Origin of the sequence: Alteromonas sp. RKMC-009, assembly GCF_003584565.2 — a bacterium.
Taxonomy (GTDB): domain Bacteria; phylum Pseudomonadota; class Gammaproteobacteria; order Enterobacterales; family Alteromonadaceae; genus Alteromonas.
The window spans coordinates 1807062-1833857 of the sequence record NZ_CP031010.1; the positions used below are offsets into that span (position 1 = coordinate 1807062).

Annotated in this window: 19 protein-coding genes and 3 tRNA genes; 14 read left to right on the forward strand and 8 right to left on the reverse strand. The window is 48.0% G+C overall.

Annotation, left to right across the window (positions count from 1 at the left end; all coding sequences use genetic code 11):
• Nucleotides 1–2: 2 nt before the first annotated feature.
• The 13 genes from tolA (at nucleotide 3) to DS731_RS08000 (ending at nucleotide 16682) form a co-directional block, all read left to right on the forward strand.
• Nucleotides 3–815 carry a cell envelope integrity protein TolA gene (gene tolA, locus DS731_RS07940; RefSeq protein ID WP_119500819.1) on the forward strand — a complete coding sequence of 271 codons (813 nt, stop codon included), beginning with the start codon at nucleotides 3–5 and terminating at the stop codon, nucleotides 813–815.
• 5 nt (nucleotides 816–820) lie between these two features.
• A complete protein-coding gene (gene tolB, locus DS731_RS07945; protein WP_119503354.1) occupies nucleotides 821–2176 on the forward strand; it encodes a Tol-Pal system beta propeller repeat protein TolB in 1356 nt (451 codons plus the stop codon).
• A 36-nt stretch (nucleotides 2177–2212) separates the two neighbouring features.
• Nucleotides 2213–2779: a peptidoglycan-associated lipoprotein Pal gene (gene pal / locus DS731_RS07950; RefSeq protein WP_119500820.1), complete on the forward strand. Its 567-nt coding sequence runs from the start codon at nucleotides 2213–2215 to the stop codon at nucleotides 2777–2779.
• A 22-nt stretch (nucleotides 2780–2801) separates the two neighbouring features.
• Nucleotides 2802–3617 (forward strand): tol-pal system protein YbgF, encoded by an 816-nt coding sequence (gene ybgF / locus DS731_RS07955; RefSeq protein WP_119500821.1) that lies wholly within the window; start codon nucleotides 2802–2804, stop codon nucleotides 3615–3617.
• A 506-nt stretch (nucleotides 3618–4123) separates the two neighbouring features.
• Nucleotides 4124–4199: transfer RNA gene (locus DS731_RS07960), tRNA-Lys, on the forward strand.
• Between the two features lie 45 nt (nucleotides 4200–4244).
• Nucleotides 4245–4320, forward strand: a tRNA-Lys gene (locus DS731_RS07965).
• Between the two features lie 229 nt (nucleotides 4321–4549).
• Nucleotides 4550–5611 (forward strand): quinolinate synthase NadA, encoded by a 1062-nt coding sequence (gene nadA, locus DS731_RS07970; RefSeq protein ID WP_119500822.1) that lies wholly within the window; start codon nucleotides 4550–4552, stop codon nucleotides 5609–5611.
• Between the two features lie 99 nt (nucleotides 5612–5710).
• Nucleotides 5711–5801 (forward strand) — tRNA-Ser (locus DS731_RS07975).
• Nucleotides 5802–6137: 336 nt separating this feature from the next.
• The gene (locus DS731_RS07980) at nucleotides 6138–6419 is read left to right on the forward strand and encodes a hypothetical protein (RefSeq protein WP_119500823.1); all 282 of its coding nucleotides are present in this window, start codon (nucleotides 6138–6140) and stop codon (nucleotides 6417–6419) included.
• The gene (gene bcsQ / locus DS731_RS07985; protein WP_119500824.1) at nucleotides 6416–7201 is read left to right on the forward strand and encodes a cellulose biosynthesis protein BcsQ; all 786 of its coding nucleotides are present in this window, start codon (nucleotides 6416–6418) and stop codon (nucleotides 7199–7201) included. The genes DS731_RS07980 and bcsQ overlap by 4 nt, the downstream gene beginning before the upstream one ends.
• Nucleotides 7202–7206: 5 nt before the next feature.
• On the forward strand, nucleotides 7207–11532 hold the full coding sequence (gene bcsA / locus DS731_RS21925; RefSeq protein WP_161599127.1) for a UDP-forming cellulose synthase catalytic subunit: 4326 nt from the start codon (nucleotides 7207–7209) through the stop codon (nucleotides 11530–11532).
• Nucleotides 11525–15673 (forward strand): cellulose biosynthesis protein BcsC, encoded by a 4149-nt coding sequence (locus DS731_RS07995; protein ID WP_161599128.1) that lies wholly within the window; start codon nucleotides 11525–11527, stop codon nucleotides 15671–15673. The genes bcsA and DS731_RS07995 overlap by 8 nt, the downstream gene beginning before the upstream one ends.
• Before the next feature lie 67 nt (nucleotides 15674–15740).
• Nucleotides 15741–16682 (forward strand): glycosyl hydrolase family 8, encoded by a 942-nt coding sequence (locus DS731_RS08000; protein WP_202980713.1) that lies wholly within the window; start codon nucleotides 15741–15743, stop codon nucleotides 16680–16682.
• 72 nt (nucleotides 16683–16754) lie between these two features.
• Here the strand turns inward: DS731_RS08000 and sodC are convergent, their stop codons facing one another.
• Both sodC and tpx read right to left on the reverse strand, forming a co-directional pair.
• Nucleotides 16755–17285, reverse strand: a complete 531-nt coding sequence (sodC, locus tag DS731_RS08005) for a superoxide dismutase family protein (RefSeq protein WP_119500828.1) — start codon at nucleotides 17283–17285, stop codon at nucleotides 16755–16757.
• A gap of 168 nt (nucleotides 17286–17453) precedes the next feature.
• Nucleotides 17454–17948: a thiol peroxidase gene (gene tpx / locus DS731_RS08010; RefSeq protein ID WP_119500829.1), complete on the reverse strand. Its 495-nt coding sequence runs from the start codon at nucleotides 17946–17948 to the stop codon at nucleotides 17454–17456.
• 165 nt (nucleotides 17949–18113) lie between these two features.
• On the opposite strand from tpx, the gene DS731_RS08015 reads away from it, so the two are divergent.
• Nucleotides 18114–18539: a CBS domain-containing protein gene (locus DS731_RS08015; RefSeq protein WP_119500830.1), complete on the forward strand. Its 426-nt coding sequence runs from the start codon at nucleotides 18114–18116 to the stop codon at nucleotides 18537–18539.
• On the opposite strand, the gene DS731_RS08020 is transcribed toward DS731_RS08015, so the two are convergent.
• The 6 genes from DS731_RS08020 to pqiB all read right to left on the reverse strand — a co-directional run bounded on the left by DS731_RS08020 (nucleotide 18536) and on the right by pqiB (nucleotide 26794).
• Nucleotides 18536–19018 (reverse strand): GNAT family N-acetyltransferase, encoded by a 483-nt coding sequence (locus DS731_RS08020; RefSeq protein WP_119500831.1) that lies wholly within the window; start codon nucleotides 19016–19018, stop codon nucleotides 18536–18538. The genes DS731_RS08015 and DS731_RS08020 overlap by 4 nt on opposite strands.
• Before the next feature lie 17 nt (nucleotides 19019–19035).
• Nucleotides 19036–22197: an efflux RND transporter permease subunit gene (locus tag DS731_RS08025; protein WP_119500832.1), complete on the reverse strand. Its 3162-nt coding sequence runs from the start codon at nucleotides 22195–22197 to the stop codon at nucleotides 19036–19038.
• A gap of 9 nt (nucleotides 22198–22206) precedes the next feature.
• Nucleotides 22207–23364: an efflux RND transporter periplasmic adaptor subunit gene (locus DS731_RS08030; protein ID WP_119500833.1), complete on the reverse strand. Its 1158-nt coding sequence runs from the start codon at nucleotides 23362–23364 to the stop codon at nucleotides 22207–22209.
• Between the two features lie 111 nt (nucleotides 23365–23475).
• The gene (locus DS731_RS08035) at nucleotides 23476–24573 is read right to left on the reverse strand and encodes a GGDEF domain-containing protein (protein WP_119500834.1); all 1098 of its coding nucleotides are present in this window, start codon (nucleotides 24571–24573) and stop codon (nucleotides 23476–23478) included.
• A gap of 18 nt (nucleotides 24574–24591) precedes the next feature.
• Nucleotides 24592–25155: a PqiC family protein gene (locus tag DS731_RS08040; RefSeq protein WP_119500835.1), complete on the reverse strand. Its 564-nt coding sequence runs from the start codon at nucleotides 25153–25155 to the stop codon at nucleotides 24592–24594.
• Nucleotides 25145–26794, reverse strand: a complete 1650-nt coding sequence (pqiB, locus tag DS731_RS08045; protein WP_119500836.1) for an intermembrane transport protein PqiB — start codon at nucleotides 26792–26794, stop codon at nucleotides 25145–25147. Before pqiB ends, DS731_RS08040 begins: the two co-directional genes overlap by 11 nt.
• Nucleotides 26795–26796: the final 2 nt, after the last annotated feature.

A 26796-nucleotide genomic window follows, 5' to 3' on the forward strand; every position in this document is an offset into this window, starting at 1 on the left:
GTATGCGTAAATTAAATTCTAATCAGCAGGCATTAGCTAAAGCCATTGGCGTTCACGTGGCGATTGCTGTAGTGTTGCTAATTAGCGTCAGTTTTTCGCCCGATCCTTTCGAGCCTGTAAGCAACAGTGATGCGCCTGTCATTCAGGCAACATTCATTGACGCGCAGGCTATTGCCGATAAGAAGCGTGCTGAACAGGCTGCAGCTGAGAAGGCTCAGGCGGAAGCCGATGCCCGTCAGCGTAAAGCCAGAGAAGCAGCCGCTCAGGAGCGCAAGCGGAAAGAAGAGCAGGCGGCCAGACAGGCAGCTGAAAAGAAAGCGGCAGATAAGAAGCGCCGCGAAGAAGCTGAGCGTCAAAAGCAGCAGGAACTTAAGCGTATTGCTGCGCAAAAGGAGAAGGAACGTAAGCAGCGCGAGGCACAGGAAAAAGCCGACGCGGAAAGAAAAGCAAAAGAAGCCCGTGAAAAAGCAGAACAGGAAAGGATTTTGCAGGAGAAAGCCGAAGCTGAACGCGCAGCTCAGGCTCAGCGTCGCCGGAAGCAGGTGATGTCTGAAGTTGATCGCTACCGGGCGTTGATAACCTCTAAGGTGCAAAGCTTCCTGTATGCAGATGACAGCTTTAAGGGTAAAGAATGTCGTCTGAATATTCGCCTTGCAACGTCAGGTTACGTGACTCAGGTTAAACGCCTGGGTGGTGATGATGCGTTATGCCGTGCAGCAGAAGCAGCCGTGCGCCGGCCGGATAAGTTGCCTATGTCGGATGATCCGGCTGTGTACGAACAAATAAGAGATATAAACATAACGGTGAGACTGTAGTGACGATGAAAAAAATCAGGATGTTATTAGGTCTTGTCATACTAAGCGCTAGTGGTATGGCAAAGGCGGCATTGGAAATAGTGATCACTGAAGGGGTAGACAGTGCGCGCCCGATAGGTGTTGTCCCGTTTAAATGGGAAGGGGCCGGCCAGATGCCGGAGAACATCTCCGAAGTGGTGATGGCAGATTTAATGCGCAGTGGCAAGTTTAACCCGATTGCCGTTGCTAAAATGCCACAGCAGCCGGCAACCGATAAGCAGGTTAATTACAGTGCCTGGGCGGCTACCGGTGTGGACACCATTGTCGTGGGCAGCGTGGCACCGGAAGGGGCTGACAGATACAGAGTATCATTTGAGCTGATTGATGTGTTGCGTGGCCAGGTTACCGGCGGCAAAAGTCAGGGTATGAGCAATGGCAAGCTGGTTGACAGTGCCGATCATGTGATTGATGCCCGCCAGTCGGTAATCGGCTCTGCGGATTTTCGTCAGTACGCTCACCGCATCAGTGATGTGGTTTACGAAAAATTGACAGGTGAACGCGGTGCGTTCCTCACCCGTTTAGCGTATGTTGTGGTGCGTGACAGAAATAAAGAAAAGCTGCCGTACCAGCTGGTTATTTCAGATTATGATGGTGAAAATGAGACGAGATTATTGTCTTCACCTGAGCCGTTAATGTCACCATCATGGTCGCCTGACGGTGAGAAACTGGCTTATGTCAGTTTCGAGAACAAACGTCCGCAGATTTTTATCCAGGATATTTACACCATGGCGCGCACAAAGATGACGGATTTTCCCGGCATCAACAGCAGCCCGGTTTTCTCGCCGGATGGTAAAAGTCTGGCAATGGTGTTGTCAAAAGATGGCAACCCGGAAATCTATGTGATGGATATTGCGACGAAAAATTTACAGCGCATTACGCGAAATCGTGCCATTGATACGGAGCCGGCCTGGACACCGGATGGCAAGAGCTTAACATTTAGCTCGGAACGGGGTGGTAAACCTCAGATTTATAGCGTAAATTTATCTTCTCGTAAGGTTAGACGCCTTACATTTGAAGGCGAACAGAATCTTGGCGGTACCATTACACCTGACGGTAAACAAATGGTATTGGTAAATCGCACACGGGGTGATTACCGTATCGCTAAACTTGGATTGGAAAATGGCGGAATACAAGTACTGACGAAGACCTTTCTGGACGAGTCTCCGAGTATTGCGCCGAATGGAAGCATGATTATTTACAGTACCCTTCACAATGGCACACAGGTTTTATCTCTGGTGTCTTTAGACGGGCGCTTTAAAGCCAGGTTACCAGCCACAAATGGACAAGTGAAGTCGCCGAGTTGGTCACCATTTTTGTTTTAAAACAGATATACACAAATAAATATAAGGATTAAGAGGATGCAAATGAATAAAGTGATGAAAAGCTTCATTATTGCCTTGCCAGTGGTGACTATGATGGCTTGTTCTTCCGGCCCGTCTGAAGAAGAACTGGCCGCTGAACGTAACCGTGTTGCCCAGGAGCAGGCAGAAGCGGAACGTCAGGCTCGTGAAGCTGAACAAGCGCGTGTACAGGCAGAAGCTGCTACCCGCATGCAACGTCAGCAGGAAATGGTTGAAGAGCAGAAAGCGGCGCTGAAAAAAGAGCAAACCGTTTACTTTGATTTCGACCGTGCAACGATTAAAGCAGAATTCCAGGCTTTACTGGATAAACACGCTGAGTTCCTGGTAAACAACCCGAATCAAAACGTGGTTATCGAAGGCCACACTGACCAGCGCGGTACACCAGAGTACAACATTGCTCTGGGTGAACGTCGTGCACAAGCTGTTGAAACTTACCTGATGAACGCAGGTGTAAGCAGCAGCCAAATCTCTACTGTTTCTTACGGTGAAGAGAAGCCAGCAGTTATGGGGTCAACTGAATACGCGATGGCACAAAACCGTCGTGGTATCGTAGTTTACCAATAAGGGTTAAGCTTTGGTTAAACCAATGATTCAGGGCGTCACCATGTGTGCCGCCCTTTGTATTTCAGCCGCAGCGCAAGCTCAGGCACCTGTTTATGATGTCGGTAACAGCAGCTCGCAGCAAACGGCTAATTCAGGCAATTCCTCCAGCACGTTAGAGCAACGCATCACTGTACTGGAACGAATGGTAGACAGCCGCACGCAAATGCAGCACCGTTTGCAGCAACAACTCGACACCATGCAGGGTGAAATTGACGAGTTGCGCGGGGCTGTTGAAGTGCACACCAATCAACTTGAGAAAGTGCTTGAGCGCCAACGCGAGTTGTATCTGGAAATTGACAAGCGTGTTGAAGCGTTAAAGCAGGCTGGTGTGGGCAGTGCATCCGGTTCAGCTTCTGATTATTCATCACCTGCGCCGTCTCAGCCAGCACCGTCGAAACCTCAGTCACCGGCACCGGCCAGCGCAGAGAGTGAGAGTGATGCCTATGACGCTGCGGTCAATCTGATCCTGAAGTCCAGAGAATACGACAAAGCCATTCCGGCTTTTCAGTCTTTCCTGTCATCTTATCCAAACAGTGAATACGCGCCTAACGCGCATTATTGGTTAGGGCAGTTGTTGTTTAATCAGCAAAAGTGGTCTGATGCATCTGAACAGTTCAATATTGTTATTGATCGCTTCTCAGACTCTCCCAAACGACCTGACGCATTACTTAAGCTTGGAGTGATAGCAGAAAGACAGGGCAACAAAGGACAGGCCAGAAGCCTGTTTCAGCAAGTGGTCAATGAATATCCTGATTCATCCGCCACCAAACTTGCCCAGTCCCGTTTATCCGGATTATAAGCTGATTAAAAAAACCTCCTCCGGGAGGTTTTTTATTGCCTGCAAAATTCTGCGTAAAATACGCCTGCCTGTTTTTTATACGGAAAAACAAAAGTTAGCGGTGGTGAACTTAAATTCCTCACTGCAAATTTGTCTGCGAAGTGTGATGTTGAGAACGTAAAATAACCATCTGTTGCCGGCGTCTCAAAAATAATTAAAATTATTTTGAGAAAGTTGGTGAATAATCCGGCAGTTGCACAAAATTTTTTTAAAAGATGAGAAAAAATTCAGGCAAATCCCACTGCAATTTTGCGTCTGGATGCTACATTTTTATCTGTCCGGCAGGGTTAAATTCAAAATAACTCTCCGAAAAGCGGGGGAATACTGTACGATTTGATTTCATTTTGACCGTTTGAACAAGAAAAACGAGAAAAGTGAAAATAAATCCGGATTTAAGGTTGCACTGCCTCAGAATCTGAGTATTATATGCCGCCGTTGCCACAGAGTGGTGACGCAGAAAGGCGAAAGGGTCGTTAGCTCAGTTGGTAGAGCAGTTGACTTTTAATCAATTGGTCGCTGGTTCGAATCCAGCACGACCCACCACTTTCTCCTCAGTGAGAATATCGCTTTTCACCGCAACCATAAGATGGGTCGTTAGCTCAGTTGGTAGAGCAGTTGACTTTTAATCAATTGGTCGCTGGTTCGAATCCAGCACGACCCACCATCTTATCTTTGCTCCGGTTATCCGGAACCTCTTAAAATTCTTAAATACTTCCTGTTAGATATTATCCCGATTCGTTATCAGCTTTATCAACCGCAAAAGCATTGCACTGTTATAAGTCATAGCGCTTTAATCCGGGCAAACACTTTTATTCATAGCGTATCCCTATGTAATTTTTATGACAGTCGGGTATAATCCGTCGCCCTATTGTCGATTATTCAGGCTATTTGTTATGACTATTGCTTTCAGAGTCGATCAAGTTGATTATCCGTTCCCGGCCAAGCCTGCGCCGCTTACTGATGTGCGCAAGGCCGAACTGAAGGAACAGATCAAGCAACTGCTGCGTGATCGTAATGCTGTTCTGGTAGCTCACTATTACACTGACCCCGAGATTCAGGCGCTGGCCGAGGAAACCGGTGGTTGCGTTGCGGACTCTCTGGAGATGGCACGCTTTGGCCGTGATGCCACTGAGCAAACGTTAATCGTGGCCGGTGTCCGCTTCATGGGTGAAACAGCAAAGATTCTCAGTCCTGAAAAAACCGTACTGATGCCAAACCTGGAAGCAACCTGTTCGCTGGACATCGGTTGCCCGGTGGAAGAATTCAGTGCTTTCTGCGACGCGCACCCTGATCACACCGTGGTTGTTTACGCCAATACGTCTGCTGCTGTAAAAGCAAGAGCCGACTGGGTGGTGACATCCAGTATTGCGCTGGAAATTGTTGAGCATCTGGACGAGCAGGGTAAACCTATTATCTGGGGCCCTGACCGCCACCTGGGTGCATACATTGCTAAGAAAACCGGTGCTGATATGTTGATGTGGCAGGGCGAATGTATCGTTCATGACGAGTTTTCAGCACAGAAACTGAGTGATATGAAAGCAGTGTATCCTGATGCAGCCATTCTTGTACATCCGGAATCACCTGCCAGTGTGGTTGATCTTGCGGATGCTGCCGGTTCGACAAGTCAGCTGATCCAGGCCGCTCAGGATATGCCTAACAACACGTTTATTGTGGCAACAGATAAAGGCATTTTCTATAAGATGCAACAACTGATGCCAGAGAAGACGTTTATTGAAGCTCCAACGGCCGGTAACGGCGCAACCTGTAAAAGTTGTGCTCACTGCCCGTGGATGGCAATGAACGGCTTACAGGCCATCTACAACAGCCTGACAGAGGGTGTGAATGATCACGAAATCCATGTGGATGAAGCTTTGCGCCATAAAGCTCTCATTCCGCTGGACAGAATGCTCAACTTTTCAGCACAACTTAAGCAGAAAAAGCTGGCAACTGCTTAATAAAAGCGCAGTTGAGGTTTTTTTCCCGGTGAGTACTTGATTCAGCGGGAGACTTTCCCTACTATACGCGCGCTTTGACGAATTTCGTCAGACAATTCCGGAGAGATGGCTGAGTGGCTGAAGGCGCACGCCTGGAAAGTGTGTATACGTTAATAGCGTATCGAGGGTTCGAATCCCTCTCTCTCCGCCAGATACCTACAGGCCCGCATTTACTGCGGGTTTTTGCTTACCGGCGTTTATTTTTCACAATCTTCCCGCCCGGCTTCTGCTGAATCCTTCCTCTCTTTTGTCATCATTCTTTATAAACATTTCAATATGTATCTAGTCATTAAATATTAAGTAAAAGTAATGAGTTCAAGATACTGTAACAATCTTATTGAGTTCAAAAAATAAGCAGTTTATGATAATTGCTGTTACGTATTAAAAGTCACACACTTCTTTCTAAGTTTCGGGGTTTTAAAATTAAAAGTTAGTTTAAAAAACTTAAAAAGTTAATGGTTATAGCAGATAAGGGAGTATCTCAGTTATGAATCGTTACAATGATGTCGCGATGCTTGAATCCAAGCTTTCGCAGGAAATAGGCTTCAGAACATTTGCAGAAGACCAGACTGTTTTTGCATCTAACTGGCCGTTGCTCAATCAATTGTTTCAACAGAGTTTTCTCAAGAGTCCAGGGGCTGAACCGGAACAAACGTTTCGTCATACTGGTTTTGAAACATTGGCTGATCTTCAAAACAATTCTGCTAATACCAACAGTACTTCATTCACCGGGAGCTCCGGGCATTCACAGAGGAAGATCTGTGTATGAACCTCGTCTATCTGACATCTCCTAAAGGTGGTACCGGACGTACGACACTTACGGCAAATCTGGCTTTTGCTCTGCAGCGGCTGGGTCATCAGGTTGTGGTATTGGATCTTGATGTACAGAACACCCTTCGCTTCCATTTTGGCGTAGCAGTGGGAGAGTCCCGCGGGGTGGTTGCACAATCACAGCATAACAGTGACTGGCGTGAATATATTATTGAAACGCCGGGTGGAGTGGGTCTTCTGCCTTACGGGCAGGTAACCCGTGAACAACGCGAAGCCTTTAATGCATTATTGCGTCGTGAGACTGGTTTTCTGGATCAACGTCTCGGTTCCCTTTTACAACAACCAGGCTGTATTACGCTTGTAGACCTTCCTTCCGGGCCCGGTTCAGGCCTTGACGCTGTCAAGCGAATGGGGGGCCTTGGAATAGTGGTCCTCACTGCTGACAGCACGTCAGCTGCAACTTTGCCTTTGGTTGAGCAGGAGAGTTACCTGGGTAAAAAGCTGGCTGGCGAGGCGCTCTATATTATCAATCAGACTCACATCCGGAGCCGGCTCAATCGCGATTCTACAGAATTTTTTGAGCAAAAGCTGGGCGCCGCGCTACTTGGCAGGGTGCACCGTGATGAAGCGGTACCCGAAGCTGCCGCATCTATGAAATCTATTTTTGAATACGCGCCAAGTTCGGCTGTCATTCAGGATCTCGAAGACATAGCCAGGGGAATAAGCAGAAGTCTGCCAGAGGCATTCAGCCATGACTCCATGAAATTTTCGTTGAGATAACCGCCATGGAACAATTAAACAAACCTTCCCGGGTGGCTAAACTCTTTCTTTTTTTCATCCTTGTTGCTGTGTTCTGCGTGCTCATGCTGATCGTATCAACGCCGCTTGACCTTGAAAATCAAACCCTTTTTGCACTTTTCAGTGTGATTCTCTGTTTGATTATCGGCCGTATAGAAACCTCCTGGGCGAGGCTGGTGTTGATGATGGTAAGCGTCATTATATCAACCCGGTATTTATTTTGGCGTGCAACAGACACACTGGTTTACAACACACCTTTTGAAACATTTCTGGGCATAGGTCTTCTGCTTGCAGAAGTTTATGCACTGCTAATTTTAGTATTGGGATTTTTTCAGACTGTTTGGCCGCTGGAAAGAAAAGTTGTTCCTTTACCTGAAGATACAAGTTTATGGCCAACTGTTGATGTGTATGTCCCTACGTATAACGAAAGTTTATCTATTGTTCAGGATACGGTACTGGCAGCGCTTAATATTGACTACCCGAAAGAGAAATTGCGGGTTTATCTTCTGGACGACGGACGCAGGCCCGAATTTGGTGCGTTTGCCTCTGCCGCCGGAGTGGGATACATAACGCGTGAAGACAATAAACACGCCAAAGCAGGGAACCTGAATAATGCTTTGAAACTCACAAGCGGAGAGCTGATCTGTATCTTCGATTGCGATCATGTGGCGACCCGCATGTTTCTTCAGGCAACGGTTGGCGCATTTATCAAAGAACCCAAACTGGCACTGTTACAAACCCCGCATCACTTTTATTCGCCGGACCCGTTTGAAAGAAATCTCAGGACTGGACTCGATATGCCGGGGGAAGGTGAGCTCTTTTACGGGCCGGTACAAAAGGGAAATGACTTTTGGAATGCTGCGTTTTTTTGCGGGTCCTGTGCGGTTATACGGCGTAAAGCGCTCGGGGATACCAATGGCTTCGCAGTGGAAACCGTTACCGAAGATGCTCATACTGCACTAAAGTTACAGCGAATGGGCTGGGATACCGCTTTCCTTGCGATACCTCTGGCAGCCGGACTCGCCACTGAACGTCTTTCCCTGCACATTGGACAGCGTGCAAGGTGGGCACGGGGAATGTGCCAAATTTTCCGGGTTGATAATCCTTTGTTTGGCAAGGGATTAAAAATAGGTCAGCGTTTGTGTTATCTCAACGCCATGATGCATTTTCAGTTCCCGTTGCCCAGATTTGTTTTTGTCACTGCGCCGCTGGCTTATCTGTTGTTTGGTGCAAACATTATAGCCGCTGCTCCCGATCTGTTACTTGCCTATGCATTACCTCACCTGTTTCACGCCATTTATACCAACTCTGTTTTACAGGGCCGTTACCGATACAGTTTCTGGGGAGAGGTTTATGAAACTGTACTTGCTTTTGCTCTGATAAGGCCGACGCTGGCCTCCTTGTGGAATCCGTCTAAAGGCAAATTTAATGTCACTGACAAAGGCGGAACATTGGATGAAGCCTACTTTGATTCAGAAGCTGTCAGGCCGCACCTGATCACACTTGCATTGTTACTCGCCGGGATAATCTGGGGGGCAGTGAGAATGGTTTTCAGTGAAGACTTTGCCGTAAACCCCTTTGTACTTGGCCTCAATCTTGTGTGGGCGTTGTTAAACGTCACGATTTTACTGGCGGCAGTCGCGGTAGCGATGGAGGCAAAGCAAGTTCGCAACGCTGTAAGAGTAGGTATCAGTCTGCCGGCCGTTCTTCATTTGTCTAATGGTCACACTGCCCGTGCTGAGACCTGCGACTTTTCGATGGGAGGTATGCGCCTTAGCAATCCTTATGGTGATGCCTTCGCTGAAGAAACTGTAGAGGACGTTGAAATAAGTTTTGACGGCAAGGCAATGCTTTTTCCTGTTTCTCCGATAACAGCAGATCCTCACTTTTTGCGATTCCGCTTTCAGGATTTGCCTCTGAGACAGCGCCGGAAACTGGTGAATGTAGTTATGGGGCGTGCAGATGCCTGGGTACCGGATAAGCTAAATGCTGCTGATCATCCTTTTCGTTCGTTTAGCGGTGTGTTGAGGGCGGTGACAGGTCTTTTCTCATCCGGTAACAGGGATAATGCATGGTTAAGGTGGCAACGAAATCTCTTTGGAAACTGGAAGTTTTTGTTGGTTCTTACAACTGTGATTGCTCTTGGTTGGGCCATCGTCGCTAACAGAGCGTGGGCCGGTGAGGCTGATTTCTCGCGACAAATTAGTCTGCAGGATGCCGGTTTCGACAAGCCCATCACAATCAATGGCAACGGAAATAGTTTTGGCGTGCATTTTTCGATAAGAAAAGATGAAGTTGTTACCGGTGCCACTTTTAAGCTCTCATTCAGTTACCCTGATTCTACGTTTCCACGTGGCGCATTGCTGGAGGTTTCACTAAATGGCCAGCATCTTGAAGATATTGAGCTGGATGCGTTCAGGGGAGATGGCTTTTCCACTGATATTAAAATCAGACCTGAGTTTATTGTCAGTCAGAATGATCTCAATTTCCGCATAAGAAGCCAGCAAGCAATCACTTGCAGTGCAGGCCAACTGATGACTGAACGTCAAAACAAGGTGTTAATAGACCAGAACTCTGTTTTGAATTTAAAACTGCTACGTCTGCCAAGACCTGACAGTCTGGAGAATTTTCCGGCGCCTTTTTTTGATGAAGGAATTATGCGCCATGTTTCAATTCCGGTAGTAATTCCTGAAAATGCTGATGGAGATGTTTATGAAAGTGGTGCAATAGTCGCATCTTATTTTGGCAGCCTCGTCAGCTTCCGTTCTGTGTCTTTCCCTGTTCATCATGGCCGGATACCGGCAGAGAATTCCATTGCATTTGTTATTGGTAATCAGATCGCAGGGATTACCTTGTCACCCCTTGAAGGGCCTGAAATACGGTTGATTGCTAATCCGGTTTCACCGCTGAATAAACTTTTGCTTGTTATGGGGCGCAACAGCCGGGAATTGAAGCAGGCGTCAGAATATCTCGTCAGTGGAGCTCCACTGACCGGAAAGAGACAACTGGCCAGCGTATTAATGTTACCTCAGAGGCATGCCTATGATGCACCGAACTGGATAGATACCAGCATGCCTGTGACGCTTGGCGAATTGACAAGTAAAGAGGCTTTAACTGCAAGAGGAATTTATCACGAGGCCAACGAAGTCAATTTTCGTGCGCCACCCGATATTTTCAGATGGCGCAGTAAGCCTATAAAAATGGATGTGCATTATTTGTTTCCTGAAGGTGAGTGGCTAAACGAAAGGACTTCACGACTCAATATTACCCTCAACGGACAATATTTGACTTCCTTACCTGTAAATGCAGTGGGAGTTAAAGCATCGGTCATGCAGATGCTGGGTGACGATATTCGTCAGCAGCGCGCGATTATCGAAATACCTCCCTCGTTGTTATATGGGGAGAACAAACTCGAATTTTATTTCGATCTTCAAATTCATCCCGCAAGTGACTGCAAGAATGTAATGGACAGTAATATTGTTTCCCGTGTGCTTCCTACCTCAACCATCGATTTTTCTGATTCTGAACATTTCACTGCGTTACCGAATCTCTCCTACTTCGTCAGTTCCGGATTTCCGTTTACCAGGATGGCAGATCTTTCTGACAGTCTGGTAATGTTGCCGGAGAAGCCGGCAACTGAAGAAATAGCTACTTTTCTTGCGGTCATGGCCAGAATGGGTCAGTCCACCGGATTACCCGCTTATAAGGTCGATGTAAGACTCGGTATTACCGGCGGTGTTCATAACACGGGTAAAGATGTCCTTCTTTTTGGGTATCCTGACCAGCTCGAACCTGCGCTGGCCGGTTCTGTTTTCCATGTCGCAGATCACAAAATCTCTCTTGACGAAGGTAACCTTGTCAGTAACTGGCGGGCCATTATCGCCGGAGACTGGTCCAGAGAGCTTAAACAGGCAAAACGGCAATTAGATGCACTGGATAATTTTGCCGGAATTCTGAGTTTCTTATCACCTCAACACAGTGACAATGTGGTGGTTGTAATGACCGCCAGCCAGTCTGAGAGCTGGGCTTCTCTGGTGACGGACTTAGCCTCTTCACAAGTTGCTAAAGAGGCGATCGGCGATCTGCTTGTTTTCAATAATCAATATCTCAGAGCTTTCCATGTCGGAACCACGAGGGGAAGTGGAAATATGAGTTGGGACAAGAGCATACGCTGGTATTTTGGCAATCATGTTTTACTTCTGTTGGTGTTGATGCTCGGCGCCATATTACTTGCTGCTACTTTACTCTACCGCATATTAAGCCGTCATGCCGATCAGAGACTTTCAGGGACGAAAAAAAATGATCATGACTAAGATACCGATATTTATTTTAGCAATTACGACGTGCGTTGCAGCTATTGCTGCGGAGGATGACGCAGCTTCAGGGACAGATATTCAGCTGCTTCTGAAGCAATCAGAATTCTGGCAGAGTCAGCAACGTCAGGATATGGCAAAGGATTCTCTCAAACGAATTCTACTAACGTCTCCCGATAATATAGAGGCTTTGTACCGTCTTGCCCTGATCGCTATTCAGGAAGAAGACGAAGAAGCTGCTAATGAATTGATTGATAAGCTAGCTCAGGTTGCACCGGAACATAAGTATTTGCTGGACTTATCTATCGCACGCCAGAGCAACCTGGATTATGGTGCTTTGAAAGAAGCGCGCTTTCTGGCAGCGAATGGTGAACCGGAACGAGCAATTCAAAAATATGAAACACTTTTTACCGGAGACGTACCGCCAGCTAATCTGACAGTTGAATATTATAGCGTGCTGTCTGCAACGGATGACGGATGGGAGACGGCAAAAGACGGGCTGGCAAAGTTTGCCCGTGAAAACCCTGACAACACTTATGCAGCTGTAGCTTACGGGGAAGTCCTTACCTACAGTGAGACAAGCCGGCGGGCCGGAATTAAACTGCTTTCCAATTATGCTCAAAGAGCGCCTGAGGCAGATAAAGCATGGCGGAATGCTCTGTTATGGTTAGGTGCAACCGAAGGGGATAAGCCAATCTATGATGCCTACATGCAAACGCATTCTGATGACAACGAAGTCGCTGCATATTTTGAAGATAAAACTAAGCTGAGCGGTGCTCAGCAAGCTGCGCGTCTGAGGGCTAGAGGCTATCGCGAAATGGACTCGGGCCAATTGACGAAGGCTAAAAAGTCTTTCAGTGAGGCATTGAAACTGGATAAGAGCGATGCAGAGGCTGTGGCTGGTCTTGGTCTTGTCGAGCTGAAGTTTAACCGCTATCAGTCTGCTTCAGATTATCTGAATCAGGCCGTACGTCTGGCTCCTTCAAAAAGAGCGCAGTGGCAAAATGCGCTGGAAAGTGCGTCGTTTTACGGAGAACTTAAAGCCGTCCGTGAACAGGCAGAAAAGCGCCAGTTTCAAACTGCATTAGCCCGGGTTGAGCCTCTGACCAATGCGCAAGGCACTATGCGCCGTGATGCATTGCTTTTGAAAGCTGAGTTATTACAGCGCCTGCAAAAATTGGATGCCGCTGAAACTGTTTACTCATCACTACTGAAAGGTAACACAAAAGATACTGACGCACGTGCCGGACTGGTTAACGTGTTACGTCAGCAGCAACGATGGCAGGAAGCCGGGCAAGTGGCGCAACTGTTACCTGAATCTGCACGGGGTACACTCAGCGAAATTGCCAGTGGTCAGGCGATGACGCTACGTGAACGTGCCTCTGCAGAGCCGGATAAGGTCGCAGAAGTCACGCTGCGACGAGCGCAGGAGCTATCACCTGAAAACCCGTGGGTAAGATTAGATCTTGCCCGTCTACTAAACCGTTCCGGACGGGATATTGCTGCCTGGCTTATGGTCCAACGAGCTGCTGACAGATATGGTACAGATGACGACTTGTATGTCGCTGCCATGGTTGCGTCTGACCAGGAACGGTGGGATTCTGCTATGAAGTTGTTGCAAAAAATTCCTGCAAACCGGGTAAGTGAAGAACAAAAGGCACTGACAGAAAAGCTCTCTCTGAATGCCCGGATTGCTGAAATTGAGCGCAGGTTTGCAGCCGGCGACAGAACCGGAGGACGGGAGCTGATGTTGGATTTGTACAATCAGCCTCCTGCAAACGCGTCGGGCACTGGAAGCGTAGCGAGTTTGCTGTTTGATTATGGTGAACCGGAAATGGCGATGCAGCTTATCCGGGAATCCCGACCGGGGGACGAAACCGCGCCCGCCGGTGACTTTCTTCAGCAGATAATCGTTATGATTAAGGCTGGTGATGACACCGGTGCTGAATCTCTTCTTACCAGACTGAGCAAGCGACGTAATCTGTCACCGTCAGACTGGCAGGCGATTGAGGAAATCCGGAATGCGGTATCTGTCGCAAAAGCAGATAAATTACGGGACAAGGAAGATTTTGCTCAGGCCTATGATTTGCTCGCAGGGCGGTTGCGGATTTCACCTGAAGATGAGTCTCTGCTTCTCGCTATGGCCCGGTTGTATCAGTCTGGCGGCAAACCTTCCAAAGGGTTGGAAATTTATCAGTACGTACTGACTGAATATCCTGACAGCTTAGATGCGTTAGGTGGGATAGTCGACGCTGCTATAGCCCTTGACGAACTCGATCTGGCTTATGAAGCCATGGATGATCTGAGTAAAGAAAGAGCTCAAAAACCGGAAATTTTACTGCTGGCAGCAAAATTAGCGAGGGCTGACGGTGATACCGGCCTTGCAATTGAGTTGCTTGAAGAGTCCAGGCAGAGATTGCTGAAAACTGATATTGCCACACCCTGGCTGGCCGGAAACACTTATGGAAACAGCTATGTAAATCCGTTTGCAGACAACGATGAAGCTGTACTTTCTGAAAAACAAACCAGGCCGCTCTGGTTGCCTGACGGAGACGGTAATGCATCAGAGCAATACAGTTGGGATATCAAAAAGGCGAATAAACCGCTTACACTCGTTCAGCAGATAGATTTTATGCTTGCCGAAATGCAGCATGAAGATGCTACAACCGTTCAGTCAGGAATCGCTTTCAGGACACGAAGTGGTGAGAGCGGGTTGAGTAAATTAACCATGATCACTGCACCGGTGTCTGTTGATACGTCATTAGGTAGTGGCCGCATACAGCTAAAAATGACACCGACTTATCTGAACGGTGGCAACCCTGATTCGGAATTCGGCAAGATGGGAAGCGGTGCGTTTGCTGTTGCCGGGCAGGGTCTGACGGAAACGTTGGACGAACTGCCTGATATATTAGATAGCATAGAAAATTCGGCTTACGCTTACGAAGAAGCAAACGCGCTTTATCAGGCAGCTCTCCTTGTTGATGATATTTCGCCGTTAACCCTCGTTCAGTATCAGTTAGATGCAGAACAGGCAGAGCGCAACTTTGAACAGGCAACGCAACAGGATCTGCTTGAGGCAATGGGATTGAATCTTGACGCTTTGACAGAGGAACAGTTGGCGTCCTTTGATGGCGTTCTGTCGGAGTTGGCTGAGATCACCAATGGCGCACTGTCCTTTGAGTCTGTTGATGCATTCCTCGAAAGCCGTGCTGAACTTGAGTCGATGATAGGCGGCTTCCGTGCTCAATTGAATAGTCTTGCTTATTTAGCGGGTAATCCGGAAGCGCAGCATGATGAAGGAGTTGCCTTTGAAATTGAATATCTGAACAGGAATTTTTCTGCTGATATCGGGGTAACACCACTGGGCTTTGAGAAAACCAATCTGGTAGGCGGCATCAGATGGCAGCCTCAGCTTTCAACCTTTACAAGGGCTTCTCTGGAGCTCGAGCGGCGTGCTGTCACAGATAGTGTGCTGAGCTATGCCGGTACAAAAGATCCTATGACAGGAGAATTTTGGGGGGCAGTCACAAAAACAGGTCTGGATCTGGGGCTTGGATTTGATAATACCTGGTCAGGCATGTACGGAAATATTGCCGGTTACCAATATAGCGGTTCCGGTGTGGAAGATAACACCGCCTTTGAAATTGCTGTTGGCGGATATCTCAGACCGTTAAAAAATGCAGAAAGTGAACTTCAGACCGGAGTGCATTTATCTTTTCAGGCATTTGAAAAAAACCTGGGTAAGTTTAGTTACGGGCATGGCGGATATTTTAGTCCCCAGGGCTATGTAGCTCTGGCGCTGCCGGTCACCTATTCCGGAGTTGGAGATAATTATGATTTCTCAGTGAGTTTTGCTCCGGGCTTTCAAAGCTTCACAGAAGATGCTGTCGCGTATTTTCCTGACGACCCTGTTCTTCAAAGTTTACTTGATTTAGCCGCTCAGGCTGGTCTTGTCAGGGAATCTGTTTATCAGGCTAACAGTAAGTCAGGCTTTGGTATGCGACTGAATCTTAAAGGGGTATATGAGTTTTCTCCTGCATTTACATTAACCGGTGATCTCGGGTTCGATAACTTTGGAAATTTCCGTGAAACTAACGCACGCATCAATCTGAATTATTTGATGGATGCTCAGGATGACTGACAAATACGCTGGAATTTCACTATACAGAATGGCGTTTTTTCTTTTCATTACATTGCTAACAGGAACAATGTTGCCGGCCTCTGCAAACGAAGACTGGGCTGATTACAAACAGCGGTTTATTGCCCCCGACGGTAGGGTTATGGATACCGGAAATAACAACATCAGTCACTCTGAGGGGCAGGGATATGGCATGTTGCTGGCAGTATTTCATGACGATGAGCTCTGCTTCAGCAGGATGTGGGAATGGGCGCGTAAAAAGCTGGGACGTTACGATTTGCCACTGTTCGCCTGGAAGTACGATCCGGCTTCCACTCCCCATGTTAAAGATGACAACAATGCGACAGACGGTGATATTTTGATTGCGTGGGCATTACTACAGGCAGGCAGGAAATGGCAGAACACAAACTATCTGAATATCTCCCGTCGTATCAGACATGCAGTGTCTGACAACCTTATAAAGTACTATGCAGATCACTGGGTACTGGTTCCGGGGCTGAAAGGCTTTAGTGGTGAAGGCTATGTTGATCTTAATCTTTCTTACTGGGTGATCCCCGCGTTGCAGGATTTTGCCGCTACAGATAACCATGCAGCCTGGTCCAGAGTGATTGACAGCGGACTGGCACTCTTGTCGTTGTCTAAATTCGGTGATGCACAATTACCTGCAGACTGGATCAGATTACAAGCTGATGGCTCTGTAAAGCCTGCACCTGACTGGCCGGGCCGGTTTGGTCCTGATGCAGTCAGGATTGGATTGTACCTGGCGTGGGGCGGGTACGGGAACAATAAAAGCCTTGAGCCGGTAAAGTTATTTTGGAATGCAGCCAGAGATGTGCCACCAGCATGGATCGATCTTGAGAGTAGTCAAGTTGCACCCTATCAGGCTCCGGGAGGCGTTGTTGCTATCAGGGAATTGTTAAGTAGCAGGAGGGTGGCAACTGAATTAAACAGTAATGATGATTACTACAGTGCAAGCCTGATCATGCTGAGTAAAGTGGCTCAGAACAATTAATGTGCTTATCGAATTTAAGCTGAAAACCCGCATTCACTGCGGGTTTTTGCTTTGCAGTCCTAATACTGAGTATCAGGCGCCAATCACGCCGCACAATGCTCTTGCACCGCCACCACCGAGTTTTTCCGGCGCGTCCGAGTAGTTATCACCGCCCTGGTGAACCATCAGTGCTTTGTCTTTTACGTCTTCCAGTGATAACCGTGGTGCCAGTACCGGATGGCTGGCATTGCCCTCATCGTCCACCAGCAGTATCGGTAAATCCCCCATGTGGCTGTTATCTGCCCAGGGATAGCCGTGCTGACCGGTTTTTTCCGGGTCCATATGGCTGCCTGCTGCACCTGCGGGAACCTTCTTTCCGTCTTTCATAGCAGAATCGCATGACGGATTTTCATGCACGTGGAAGCCGTGTCCGCCAGCCTCAAGACCGGATAATGCCGGTGTAAACACCAGTCCGTATTCGCTCTCTTCAATTTTTACGGTGCCGGCTGATTCACCGGTTGCAGGGTCTTTCAGGGTAACAGTGAAAAATTCTTCGTCTTCTGCAGCAATGCTACCTGCTGCGAAAAATAATGACATAGATAAAACGAGGGCTGATTTTTTCATGAAATCTCCGTGTATATGAAATCTGAGGGCCGTTGCAATGGAGAAGCGGTTCTTGCAGTGGCTGTCAGGGTTTCTACCCGGTTAACAGGGAAGGGAGATCAGATTTTAACTGTGACAAATACAAAAAAAGCAGCCATCAGAGGCTGCTTCGCTAAAGAAAAATTATGCTTACAGAGCGGCAATAGCTGCTTCGTAATCCGGCTCATCAGCGGTTTCAGCAACTTGCTGGGTGTAGGCCACTTTGCCTTCTTCATCAATTACCACAACACTGCGTGACAACAGGCCTGTCAGAGGACCGGTAGTGAAAGTCACATTGTAGTCTGTACCAAAATCTGAGCGGAACGTTGAACCGGTCAGAACGTTTTCAATCCCTTCTGCGCCACAGAAACGGCCGGCAGCGAATGGCAGGTCCGCAGATACACAAATGACCACAGTGTTGTCCAGTGAAGCGGCTTTTTCATTGAATTTACGTACAGACATGGCACACGTGCCGGTATCTATGGACGGAAAGATGTTCAGTACCACTTTCTTACCTGACAAATCTGCAGAGCTTACGGTAGATAAATCGGATTTTACCAGCTCAAACGACGGCGCAGGTGTACCAACGGCGGGTAAATCACCCAGAGTTTCTAACGGATTGCCCTGTAATGTAACTGTTGCCATGGAAGTTCCTTCATAATTGGAGTGAATGTTCATGATCTATATTGATGGAGTCAGGCGGGATTTCAACCGCTTAATCCGTAATTTATCTAATTATTTTTCTGTCTGCTTTGTAAAGCGGTTATTTGCCGTATACTCAGAACGTAAAGAGATAAGCGGGGGAGCGTTGTGAGCGTTAATAGTATTATGAGTCAGCGGGTAGTGAGCGTGAAAATGGACGACAGCCTGCACACCATTAAGGAGCTGTTTGAAGCCACGGGGTTTCATCATTTACTGGTTGTCGAGGGCCGCAAACTCACCGGGATTATTTCTGACAGAGACTTGCTGAAAGCCTTGAGTCCGTTTATCGATACGATTTCAGAAAGGGCGAAAGACAGGGCGACACTGGAACGCCGGGCCCATCAAATTATGACCCGTGATGTGATTGCCGTTAAAGAACACAGTTCTGTTCTTAATGCCATCAGCACCTTCAACCGTCACCGCTTATCCTGTCTGCCGGTCATCAACGCAAAAGACGAACCTGTCGGGGTATTATCCTGGCGGGATATTCTTCGCTACATGGAAGACAAGGTTACCGCCAGGCAACAAAGTTAACCTGCGGCGAACTGTTTGAGGGCGTCGCCGTCAAGTCGGTATCTTATCCACTCATCTTGTGGTTTGGCACCAATAGACTCGTAAAAATCAATTGCGGGTTGATTCCAGTCCAGCACGCTCCATTCAAAACGGCCACAGTTTTGTTCTGTTGCGATCTTTGCCAGATGTTTCAGCAGAGCTTTGCCTGCACCGCAGCCTCTGGATGCCGGTGATACATACAAATCTTCCAGATAAATGCCGTATTGTCCCTGCCAGGTGGAATAACTGAAAAAATAAACCGCAAAGCCAACCGGGCCGTTTTCATTTTCACACAGCACGCAGTGGGCCTTTGGTTGATCTGAAAACAGGGTATTCTCAATATGCGCTATGGTTGCTTTTACTTCATGCTCTGCTTTTTCATATACCGCCAGTTCGGTAATGAAATCGAGTATTTGCTGGCTGTCCTGCACTACTGCAGGACGGATGGTAAGTTGGCTCATCAAAGAAACTCCGTAAATTATTCCGTGCGTGGCTGGCCGGTGGATTTTCGTCCGGGCGTCACTTTCTTCGCAATCCGGACAATGTGATGAAATAGCCATTTAAAGGCATTGCCTGAATCTATAAGAATGAGATACAGACAGGGCACCAGAATAAGCGTCACCAGTGTGGCGTACATCACAGCAAATCCCAGCGCGATAGCCATAGGAATCACCAGAACAGCCTGCAGGCTTGTTTCAAAGAGAATAGGCAGTACGCCCGCAAAAGTCGTAATGGATGTGAGCGTAATGGCTCTGAAACGGGCAGAACCCGCTTCTTCCACAGCATCCCGGGTACTGTACCCCTGGCGGCGGCGCTGGTTGACAAAATCTGTCATCACAAGAGAGTCATTAATCACAACCCCGGCGGCGGCAATCAGACCGAAGAACGACATGGTACTGAGATCATAACCGAGCAGGAAATGTCCGAATGCCGCGCCGGTGAAGCTGAACGGAATAACTGACATAATGATGAGAGGCTGACTGTAGCTCTTTAACGGCACGGCCAGCAGTATGTAAACCATAATCATAGCGGCAGTGAAAAACAGCATTTGCTGATCCTGTTGTGCCTGCTGCTCTTCAATATCACCGCCCAGTTCTGTCATGACACCGGGGTAGGTTTTTTGCAGTTCCGGTAGCAAGTTTTCATAGATGGCTTTGATAGCCTCACCCGGTTCTACTTTCTGTTCGTCGATGCTGCCCCAGATATATACACTGCGATAGCCACTTTCACGGCGGATATAGCTGATGCCGGGGGCTTCGGTCAGCTCCGCGATGTCACCCAGCATGACTTCCTGACCGGCAGGAGTGGTAATCACACTGTATTTAAGATCAGCAAGCCGTTCCCGCTGCAGGGCAGGGTACCGCACCATGACTTTAACTTCCTCGCCGTCACGGATCACGCGCTGGGCTTCGCCACCATAAAAGCTGCTGCCAATCTGCCCGGCGATGTTTTGCAGCGTCAGACCGAGATCGTAGGCTACCGGCTTCAGTGTCATCTGTACTTCTTTGCTGGCGGGATCGATGGTTGAACTGACATCAAACAAGCCATCTTCCCGCTGAAGCATTTCAATGAAAGCCAGTCCGGCCGCGTTCAGGGTTTCCAGCTCCGGTCCGAACAGCAGGAAGCCAAATTCGCCGTCATCACTGCCGCCGTTGATATCATCTATGACAACCAGTGATTTCATCGCCGGAATGTCCGGCATGGCTTCACGCCAGCGCCTGGCAAGTTCGAAGGTATTAATTACCCGTTTACTTTCATCTACCAGGGGGGCAAACACTTCGCCGTTAGTACGGTCGTCGTTAAACACCAGAATATCCCGGACCATGCCGTCGCCACCAAACTCCTGTTTGATTTTTTCATCTTCATCGAGGATGGTTTTTTCAATGATTTTTAACGCATCGAGTACGGCGCTGTCCGGCACGTTTTCGTTCATTTCGACGCGGACTGAAGGGAAGTCGTGGGGCACTTTGCCTTGCGGTACCATGCGAATGAAATTGCCCTGAATTAAACCCATTGCCAGCATCAGCAGTGCCACAAACACCATCAGCACAGCCCAACGCCATTCAATGGCTTTAATGACGGTACGCTTGTACGGACCGTTGACAAAGCCATTAAAGCGGCTGTTAAAACGGGCGCGCCAGCTGTCCGGCTTCACCGGCTTAAAAGTGGTGTGAGCGATATGCGCCGGCAGAATAAGTTTGGATTCAATGAGACTGAACACCAGGCAACAAATCACCACCACAGCAATGTTCACCATGAAAGGTCCGTCCATACCGTCACTTAATGTGAAGGGAGCAAACACGGCAATGGTGGTCAGCACCCCGAAGGTTGCCGGTGTTGCGACACGTTTGGCACCGCGGATCACGTTATCAATGCCGCTGCCTTTGCTTTCAATTTCTGTGTAGGCACTTTCTCCGATGACGATGGCGTCATCCACCACAATACCCAGCACCATGATGAAGGCAAACAAAGAAATAATGTTCAGACTGATACCGAGAAGCGGCATCATCATCACTGCGCCGAGAAAACAGACCGGCAGCCCCAGCATGACCCAGAAGGCGAGTCTGAAGCGTAAAAAAATGGTCAGCAGCAATGCAACCAGAATGGCACCCTGAAGCAGGTTTTTCAGCATCATGTCCAGGCGGCCGTCGAGGTAGTACGTCATGTCGACCATGGTTTCCAGCGACACACCTTCCGGAAATTGTTCATTTTTGTGCGCAATGTACGCTTTTACTGTTTCTGCCACTGGCACAATATTCTGTGAAGGTGTTGCTTTAACCGAAATATAGATGGCGTTTTTACCGGAATACTTGAAGTAGTATTCGCCCTCGGTGAAGGCATCGCGGATCTCTGCCACATCGCCGAGCAATACTCTGGCACCGCCGGGGCCGACTTTTACTGGGATGGCAGCAAATTCTTCGCCACGGTAGTACTGGTTCTCAACACGCACAGAGATAATGCCAGAGCGGGTTTTCAGTTGTCCGGCAGAGAGGTTGGTGGAATACGCTCTGATGGCGGTGCTGATATCACTGATCGAAAGATTGTATTTACGTAACTGATCAGGATTCACTTCAATGGCAATTTCATCTTCGGGATAGCCCACGTCTACCAGCGAAACGTTATCCAGCAGTAATAATTCATCCTCGACTTCTTTCGCCAGGACTTTCAGATCTTTAAGAGGAAGATCGCCCACAATGGGCATGTCGATAACTTGTTGCCTGAAGGCCAGTTGCCGGATATTTACCGGTTCCATGTCTGCAGGGAAGGTGGCAATGCTGTCGACTTTCAGTTTAATTTTATCCAGAACGTCGCTCAGTTCTTCCTTATCGTCAATCTCCATATTGACTTCGCCACCATTGCGGTAGGCTCTTGAGATCGTACTGTTGATTTCAGAAACGTCTTTTACCGCCTCTTCAATCTTTATCAGGATCCCTTCTTCAATTTCCTGCGGAGACGCGCCCGGGTAACTCACATCAACACGGATGTAGTTAACCTCGACGTTAGGGAACATTTGTTTCTGGATGGAGGAATAAGCAGACAAACCCATGATGATAATAAAACCCATCAACAGGTTTGCAGCAACAGAGTTTCTGGCGAACCAGGCAATCACGCCGCGGTTCGTATCGTGTTCCTGATGCATAACTTCCCCTTAAATACCGGCGGAAGTGCTGTTCGCATGAGCAGCAACCAGTTTGTTGCTTTGCTCAATCACTTTCACTGCCATTCCGTTAAGCGGATATTCCGGCGGGGAGGTGACAAGTTGCAGACCATCAAAATTCCCGCGAACGAAATAGAAATCGTCCTGCTCACGGACAATTTCAACAATCTTCGACTGTAATGTGGCATCTTCACTTACCAGCCAGATCCGTTTATTGTTCACCAGTTCCTGTGGAATACGAAAAACATTTTCCAGTGTTTTACCGTTAAAGCTGATGTTGGCGAAACTGCCGAATTTAATCAGGGCTTTGCCGGAGCGGACACCGTAAGGGTCGTCAATACGTGCAACCAGATGACTCATTCTGGTGGACTGATCCACAATACCAAGATCGCGGTGGAGTTTGGCCGGGATGGTACGCTTGTCTACAGTTACTGTTGCGTCAAGGCCGGTGACGCTGACAGGCAAAAATGACTGGTCGAAGCCGGCAACCGGGAAGGTAATTTCAGCGGTTTCCACATTATTCAGGGTGGCAGCCACTGTACCGGGAGTTACGTAGTCACCGGTACCGATTTCACGACTGATGATCAGTGCATCGTAGGGAGCGCGTACTTCACAATTATCCAGGTCCCGCTTAGCAATGCGTAACATGGCTTCAGCAGATTTTACGGCGGCTTGTGCGCTGAGTAACTGAGGCTTTCTTAAATACAGATCGGTTACACGGCTCTTAGACATGCCAGCCGCTTCCCGCTCCGCCACGTTCGCCTGAGCCTGCTCCTGTATTAATTGTGCCTGTGCTGATGACAGGTTAGCTTCGGCTTGCAGCAATGCGGCTTCGTAAGCATCTTTCTCGATGGAAAACAGGATTTCACCACGACGGACAAGCCCGCCGGGCACAAAATCCGGATTCCAGGACGTTACTTCACCCGATACCTGAGCAGCCAGCATGGTGCTTTCAAGCGGCGTGATCTCGCCATAGGAATTAAGGGTAACCGCGTAATCTTCAGCTTGCAGCTCGCTGATTGTCACTGTCGGACGGGTATCAACTACTTCAGGTTCTTCTTCTTTATCACCCGCCGAGGCGATAAGTGTCATACCTGCAAATCCTGCAGCAAGAATGACGATTGGCAGGGCAATTTTTTTCCATTGCATGTGACGCTTCCCCAGTTTCCATCTCTGTTATTATGATACTTGTTGAATCTGCTGATTGTATTGTCTGTTTGTAACAGCGTATTTATTTTGTTTCAGCGACTGCTTTTTTTATTATTGCATAATACTGGCGCATACAACTTTATTACGACCAGTTTGTTTTGCTTTGTATAGTGCTTTATCGGCCAGAGATAACCCACGGTTAAGTGAAATTTCCTCATTTATTTCACATAAACCGAAACAGGCGGTGACCTTTATTTCTTTTTGTTCCAGCCAGATGCTGGATTTTGCCAGCGTATTACGAATTTTTTCTGCCAGAACAGAAGCACTTTGTTCTCCGGTTTCAGGCAATACCATTAAAAACTCTTCTCCGCCCCAGCGGCACACAATATCTTGCCTGCGCACATTTTGCCGGAGCAGGGTTGCAGTACGTTGCAACACAATATCACCGTTTCCGTGCCCGTAAGTATCGTTGATTTCCTTAAATTTATCTACATCAACCAATATGAGTGTGAATGCCGAACGGGTGCGCTGATGCCGTTTTATTTCCTGCCCCAGCAGTTGTTGCATGCCTCTGCGGTTTGGCAGTGATGTCAGGGTATCGTGTAGTGCCTGTTGTTCGTATCTGTCACTGAGTTTCTGCATCAGCTCAAAGGTTCTTTCCCGACTGTACTCGTAAAATGCGGATAAAAATGTGACAGTGGCAAACGACAAGATCAGCCGGCTTTTAAAATCTGTGGAGTAGCTGGTTAACAGCAGGGCATCGTGTGGTGTGAAGAGAATAATGACAATGAGCAGCGTAAAGACTGCCATCACCATCAGACCCCGTTTGAAGCCACCGAAAAACATTGCAACGGGGGGTAATATGTAAATCCAGAGCGGACCGGTATTGTTATGCCCGCCGGTAACCACCAGGTAAGTTTCCAGCCCCATCAGGCAACCCGTCAGTAAATAAACGGATACCATCTGGCCGATTTTATTGGGGTAGGCAGCCTGAATCTGACTGGCAAGAAAAAACAACAGCGAAGCAGACAGTAAGCTGAATCCGAGCGCCCATCCACCTTTCATCAGAGAGCTTATCCCCAATACCAGTGTGATGCTGATCCCTACCAGAGCGAACAGATTGACAACCAGGATCCGGCGATTGGTTTCTTCGTCAAATTCGGGGTGACAACCACGTTTTAAAAAAAGCGATGTGGCCGGCTTAAACATTGTCCTGCTTTTGAATCGTTACGGCGCCTTATCACTTATCGCTGAAGCCAGGTCATCGACAAGCAGGCGCATAGTTGCCACAGCCTCTTCGAAGCCATCGCCCTGCATGGGGCGGCGGAAATCAAACTGATGAATTTGAGGCTGTGTATTTTCGTCCTCTTTCCAGTATTGACCTTTAATCAGCACGTTGCCATCAAATGCGGGAATAAAATCGTCGATTTTGATATGTAATCCTGCCACCGGGTATTGTGGTGAATACACGGCAGCAGGTAAAACCGCCACTCCGTGATGTTGCAGAGAGGCGGTTAAAGCCTGACGGAGACTTTTATCAAGTGGCTCAGCCCACACATGGCGGGGGGAAAAATACACCGTAGCAGGTCCGGTTTGCATAGCCAGAGAACGCTGCTTCAGATACTCAGGTAAACTGAGTTGTTCAATAAAAACCCGTGCTGCCGGCTCAGGTTGTTCTTCTGTCGACGCCTGAGGGGAATGTAAAACGTAATAGGTTAAGGATGCCGGTGCACTGCTGCAACCGCTCAATAACGCAGCAAAACAGGCAGCGGCGAATAACTTAGTTCTCATTAAACATTCCTTTTCCGGCTTTCGGCTGAATATCTTCTTCGCTGTTGTCCGAGAAGATTAACCCGTTAGGTTTCTGATTAAGTTGCAGCAGCAGAGGCTGAATATTCCGCAGGGTTTCCTGCATCGTATCAACGGTTTCCTGAATTTCACCTTTACTCAAACCGCCTTCGGTATAGTTTTCCAGTAGTGCAGACACGTTGATCAGCATTTCATTCAGGTTTTTATTCAGGGCTTTCGCGTCAATGTCGCCCATCAAAGTATCAAAATCACTGCTTGCCTGTTCAACCCGGTTAGATGCGGCTTTAATATCGTCGATCACATTAGTGACTTCTACAATCATGGTTTCAAGAGGTAAATTATTGAGCTTATCCAAAATTGCATCGGCTTTTTGCGTGAGCTGGGTGAATTCGTTCGACACGGTGGGAATGACTTCAATATCGCTGATGGTTTTTACCGTCAGCGGGCTGGCATTGATGTCATGTTGTAAATCGACATAAAGTCCGCCGGTAAGCACATTTCCCATGCGCAGCGTGGCGCGTAAATCTTTGCCAATCCACTCGTGCATGGTGTCTTTAACAGCCTGCAGACTTTCCTGTGTATCCTGCTGGCGCACTTTACCCGGATAAATGCGGATAAGCACAGGAATGGGGTAATTCTGATCAAGAATATTACCGTCTATCAGATTGGCCGGATTAATTTGAGCCACTTCACCCACTTCAATACCACGATATTCCACCGGCGCACCTTCGGTAAGGCCCCTTACGGTTTCGTCTATCAGCAGTACATAACTGGCGTACAGTTTATAGCGGGCGTTAGAGGCGGCTGCATCATCTGAGAAAATAATAAAACTGGCATTTTCATCTACCTGTCCACCTGAACTCGCGCCTTTGGGAATACCGAAAGTGACACCGTTAGCCAATAGCGTTTCCAGCGAACCGGTTTCAACTTTTACACCACTGGATTTAAGGTGCAGCTTTACGCCACTGACATTCCAGAACCGTGTATTCTGGGTGATCAGTTTATGATAGGGGGCCTGAATGAAGGCGCTGTAATACACCACACGTTCTTCAATATTAAATTCTGCTTCTTCAAATTCGCCGACTTTGAACCCCTTGTAAATGATCGGGTCGCCGGGTTTATAAGCAAACTTATCATTACTTTTCAAAGTCAGATGCAAGCCCGGTGTGCCGGGCGGTGTAGCCGGCGGGCGTTCAAGAGCAATAAAGTCAAATTTACTGCGGCCGCTGTCATCGGCTGACATGGCGATGTAAGAACCTGACAGAAGGGTATTTAAACCGGAGACTTCAGAAAAACTGATCCGTGGTGCCACCACCCAGAAATCCGTATTTTCTGTCAACAGCCGCTCAGCACTGGCATCAATACGGGCGGTAACCAGTACGCCGTCAAGGTCCGGCTTCAGCTCAATTTTCTTCACCTGACCAACTTCAAGATCCCGAACCTTTACCGGCGTCTTGTTTATCTCAATGCCACTGGCTGATTTCAATTCTATGGTGATTAACGGTCCCTGGTTTTTCCACTGGTACCACACCATCCATCCGCCGGTAATAATGGCAATAATCGGGATCAGCCAGACCTTTGAAACATGGGTTGTTGATTTTATTTTAGCTTCGTCTGTCATGC

Coding starts and splice junctions, on each gene's coding strand:
- tolA (WP_119500819.1), top strand. CDS start 3: ATGCGTAAATTAAATTCTAATCAGCAGGCATTAGCTAAAGCCATTGGC.
- tolB (WP_119503354.1), top strand. CDS start 821: ATGAAAAAAATCAGGATGTTATTAGGTCTTGTCATACTAAGCGCTAGT.
- pal (WP_119500820.1), top strand. CDS start 2,213: ATGCAAATGAATAAAGTGATGAAAAGCTTCATTATTGCCTTGCCAGTG.
- ybgF (WP_119500821.1), top strand. CDS start 2,802: ATGATTCAGGGCGTCACCATGTGTGCCGCCCTTTGTATTTCAGCCGCA.
- nadA (WP_119500822.1), top strand. CDS start 4,550: ATGACTATTGCTTTCAGAGTCGATCAAGTTGATTATCCGTTCCCGGCC.
- DS731_RS07980 (WP_119500823.1), top strand. CDS start 6,138: ATGAATCGTTACAATGATGTCGCGATGCTTGAATCCAAGCTTTCGCAG.
- bcsQ (WP_119500824.1), top strand. CDS start 6,416: ATGAACCTCGTCTATCTGACATCTCCTAAAGGTGGTACCGGACGTACG.
- bcsA (WP_161599127.1), top strand. CDS start 7,207: ATGGAACAATTAAACAAACCTTCCCGGGTGGCTAAACTCTTTCTTTTT.
- DS731_RS07995 (WP_161599128.1), top strand. CDS start 11,525: ATGACTAAGATACCGATATTTATTTTAGCAATTACGACGTGCGTTGCA.
- DS731_RS08000 (WP_202980713.1), top strand. CDS start 15,741: ATGTTGCCGGCCTCTGCAAACGAAGACTGGGCTGATTACAAACAGCGG.
- sodC (WP_119500828.1), bottom strand. CDS start 17,285: ATGAAAAAATCAGCCCTCGTTTTATCTATGTCATTATTTTTCGCAGCA.
- tpx (WP_119500829.1), bottom strand. CDS start 17,948: ATGGCAACAGTTACATTACAGGGCAATCCGTTAGAAACTCTGGGTGAT.
- DS731_RS08020 (WP_119500831.1), bottom strand. CDS start 19,018: ATGAGCCAACTTACCATCCGTCCTGCAGTAGTGCAGGACAGCCAGCAA.
- DS731_RS08025 (WP_119500832.1), bottom strand. CDS start 22,197: ATGCATCAGGAACACGATACGAACCGCGGCGTGATTGCCTGGTTCGCC.
- DS731_RS08030 (WP_119500833.1), bottom strand. CDS start 23,364: ATGCAATGGAAAAAAATTGCCCTGCCAATCGTCATTCTTGCTGCAGGA.
- DS731_RS08035 (WP_119500834.1), bottom strand. CDS start 24,573: ATGTTTAAGCCGGCCACATCGCTTTTTTTAAAACGTGGTTGTCACCCC.
- DS731_RS08040 (WP_119500835.1), bottom strand. CDS start 25,155: ATGAGAACTAAGTTATTCGCCGCTGCCTGTTTTGCTGCGTTATTGAGC.
- pqiB (WP_119500836.1), bottom strand. CDS start 26,794: ATGACAGACGAAGCTAAAATAAAATCAACAACCCATGTTTCAAAGGTC.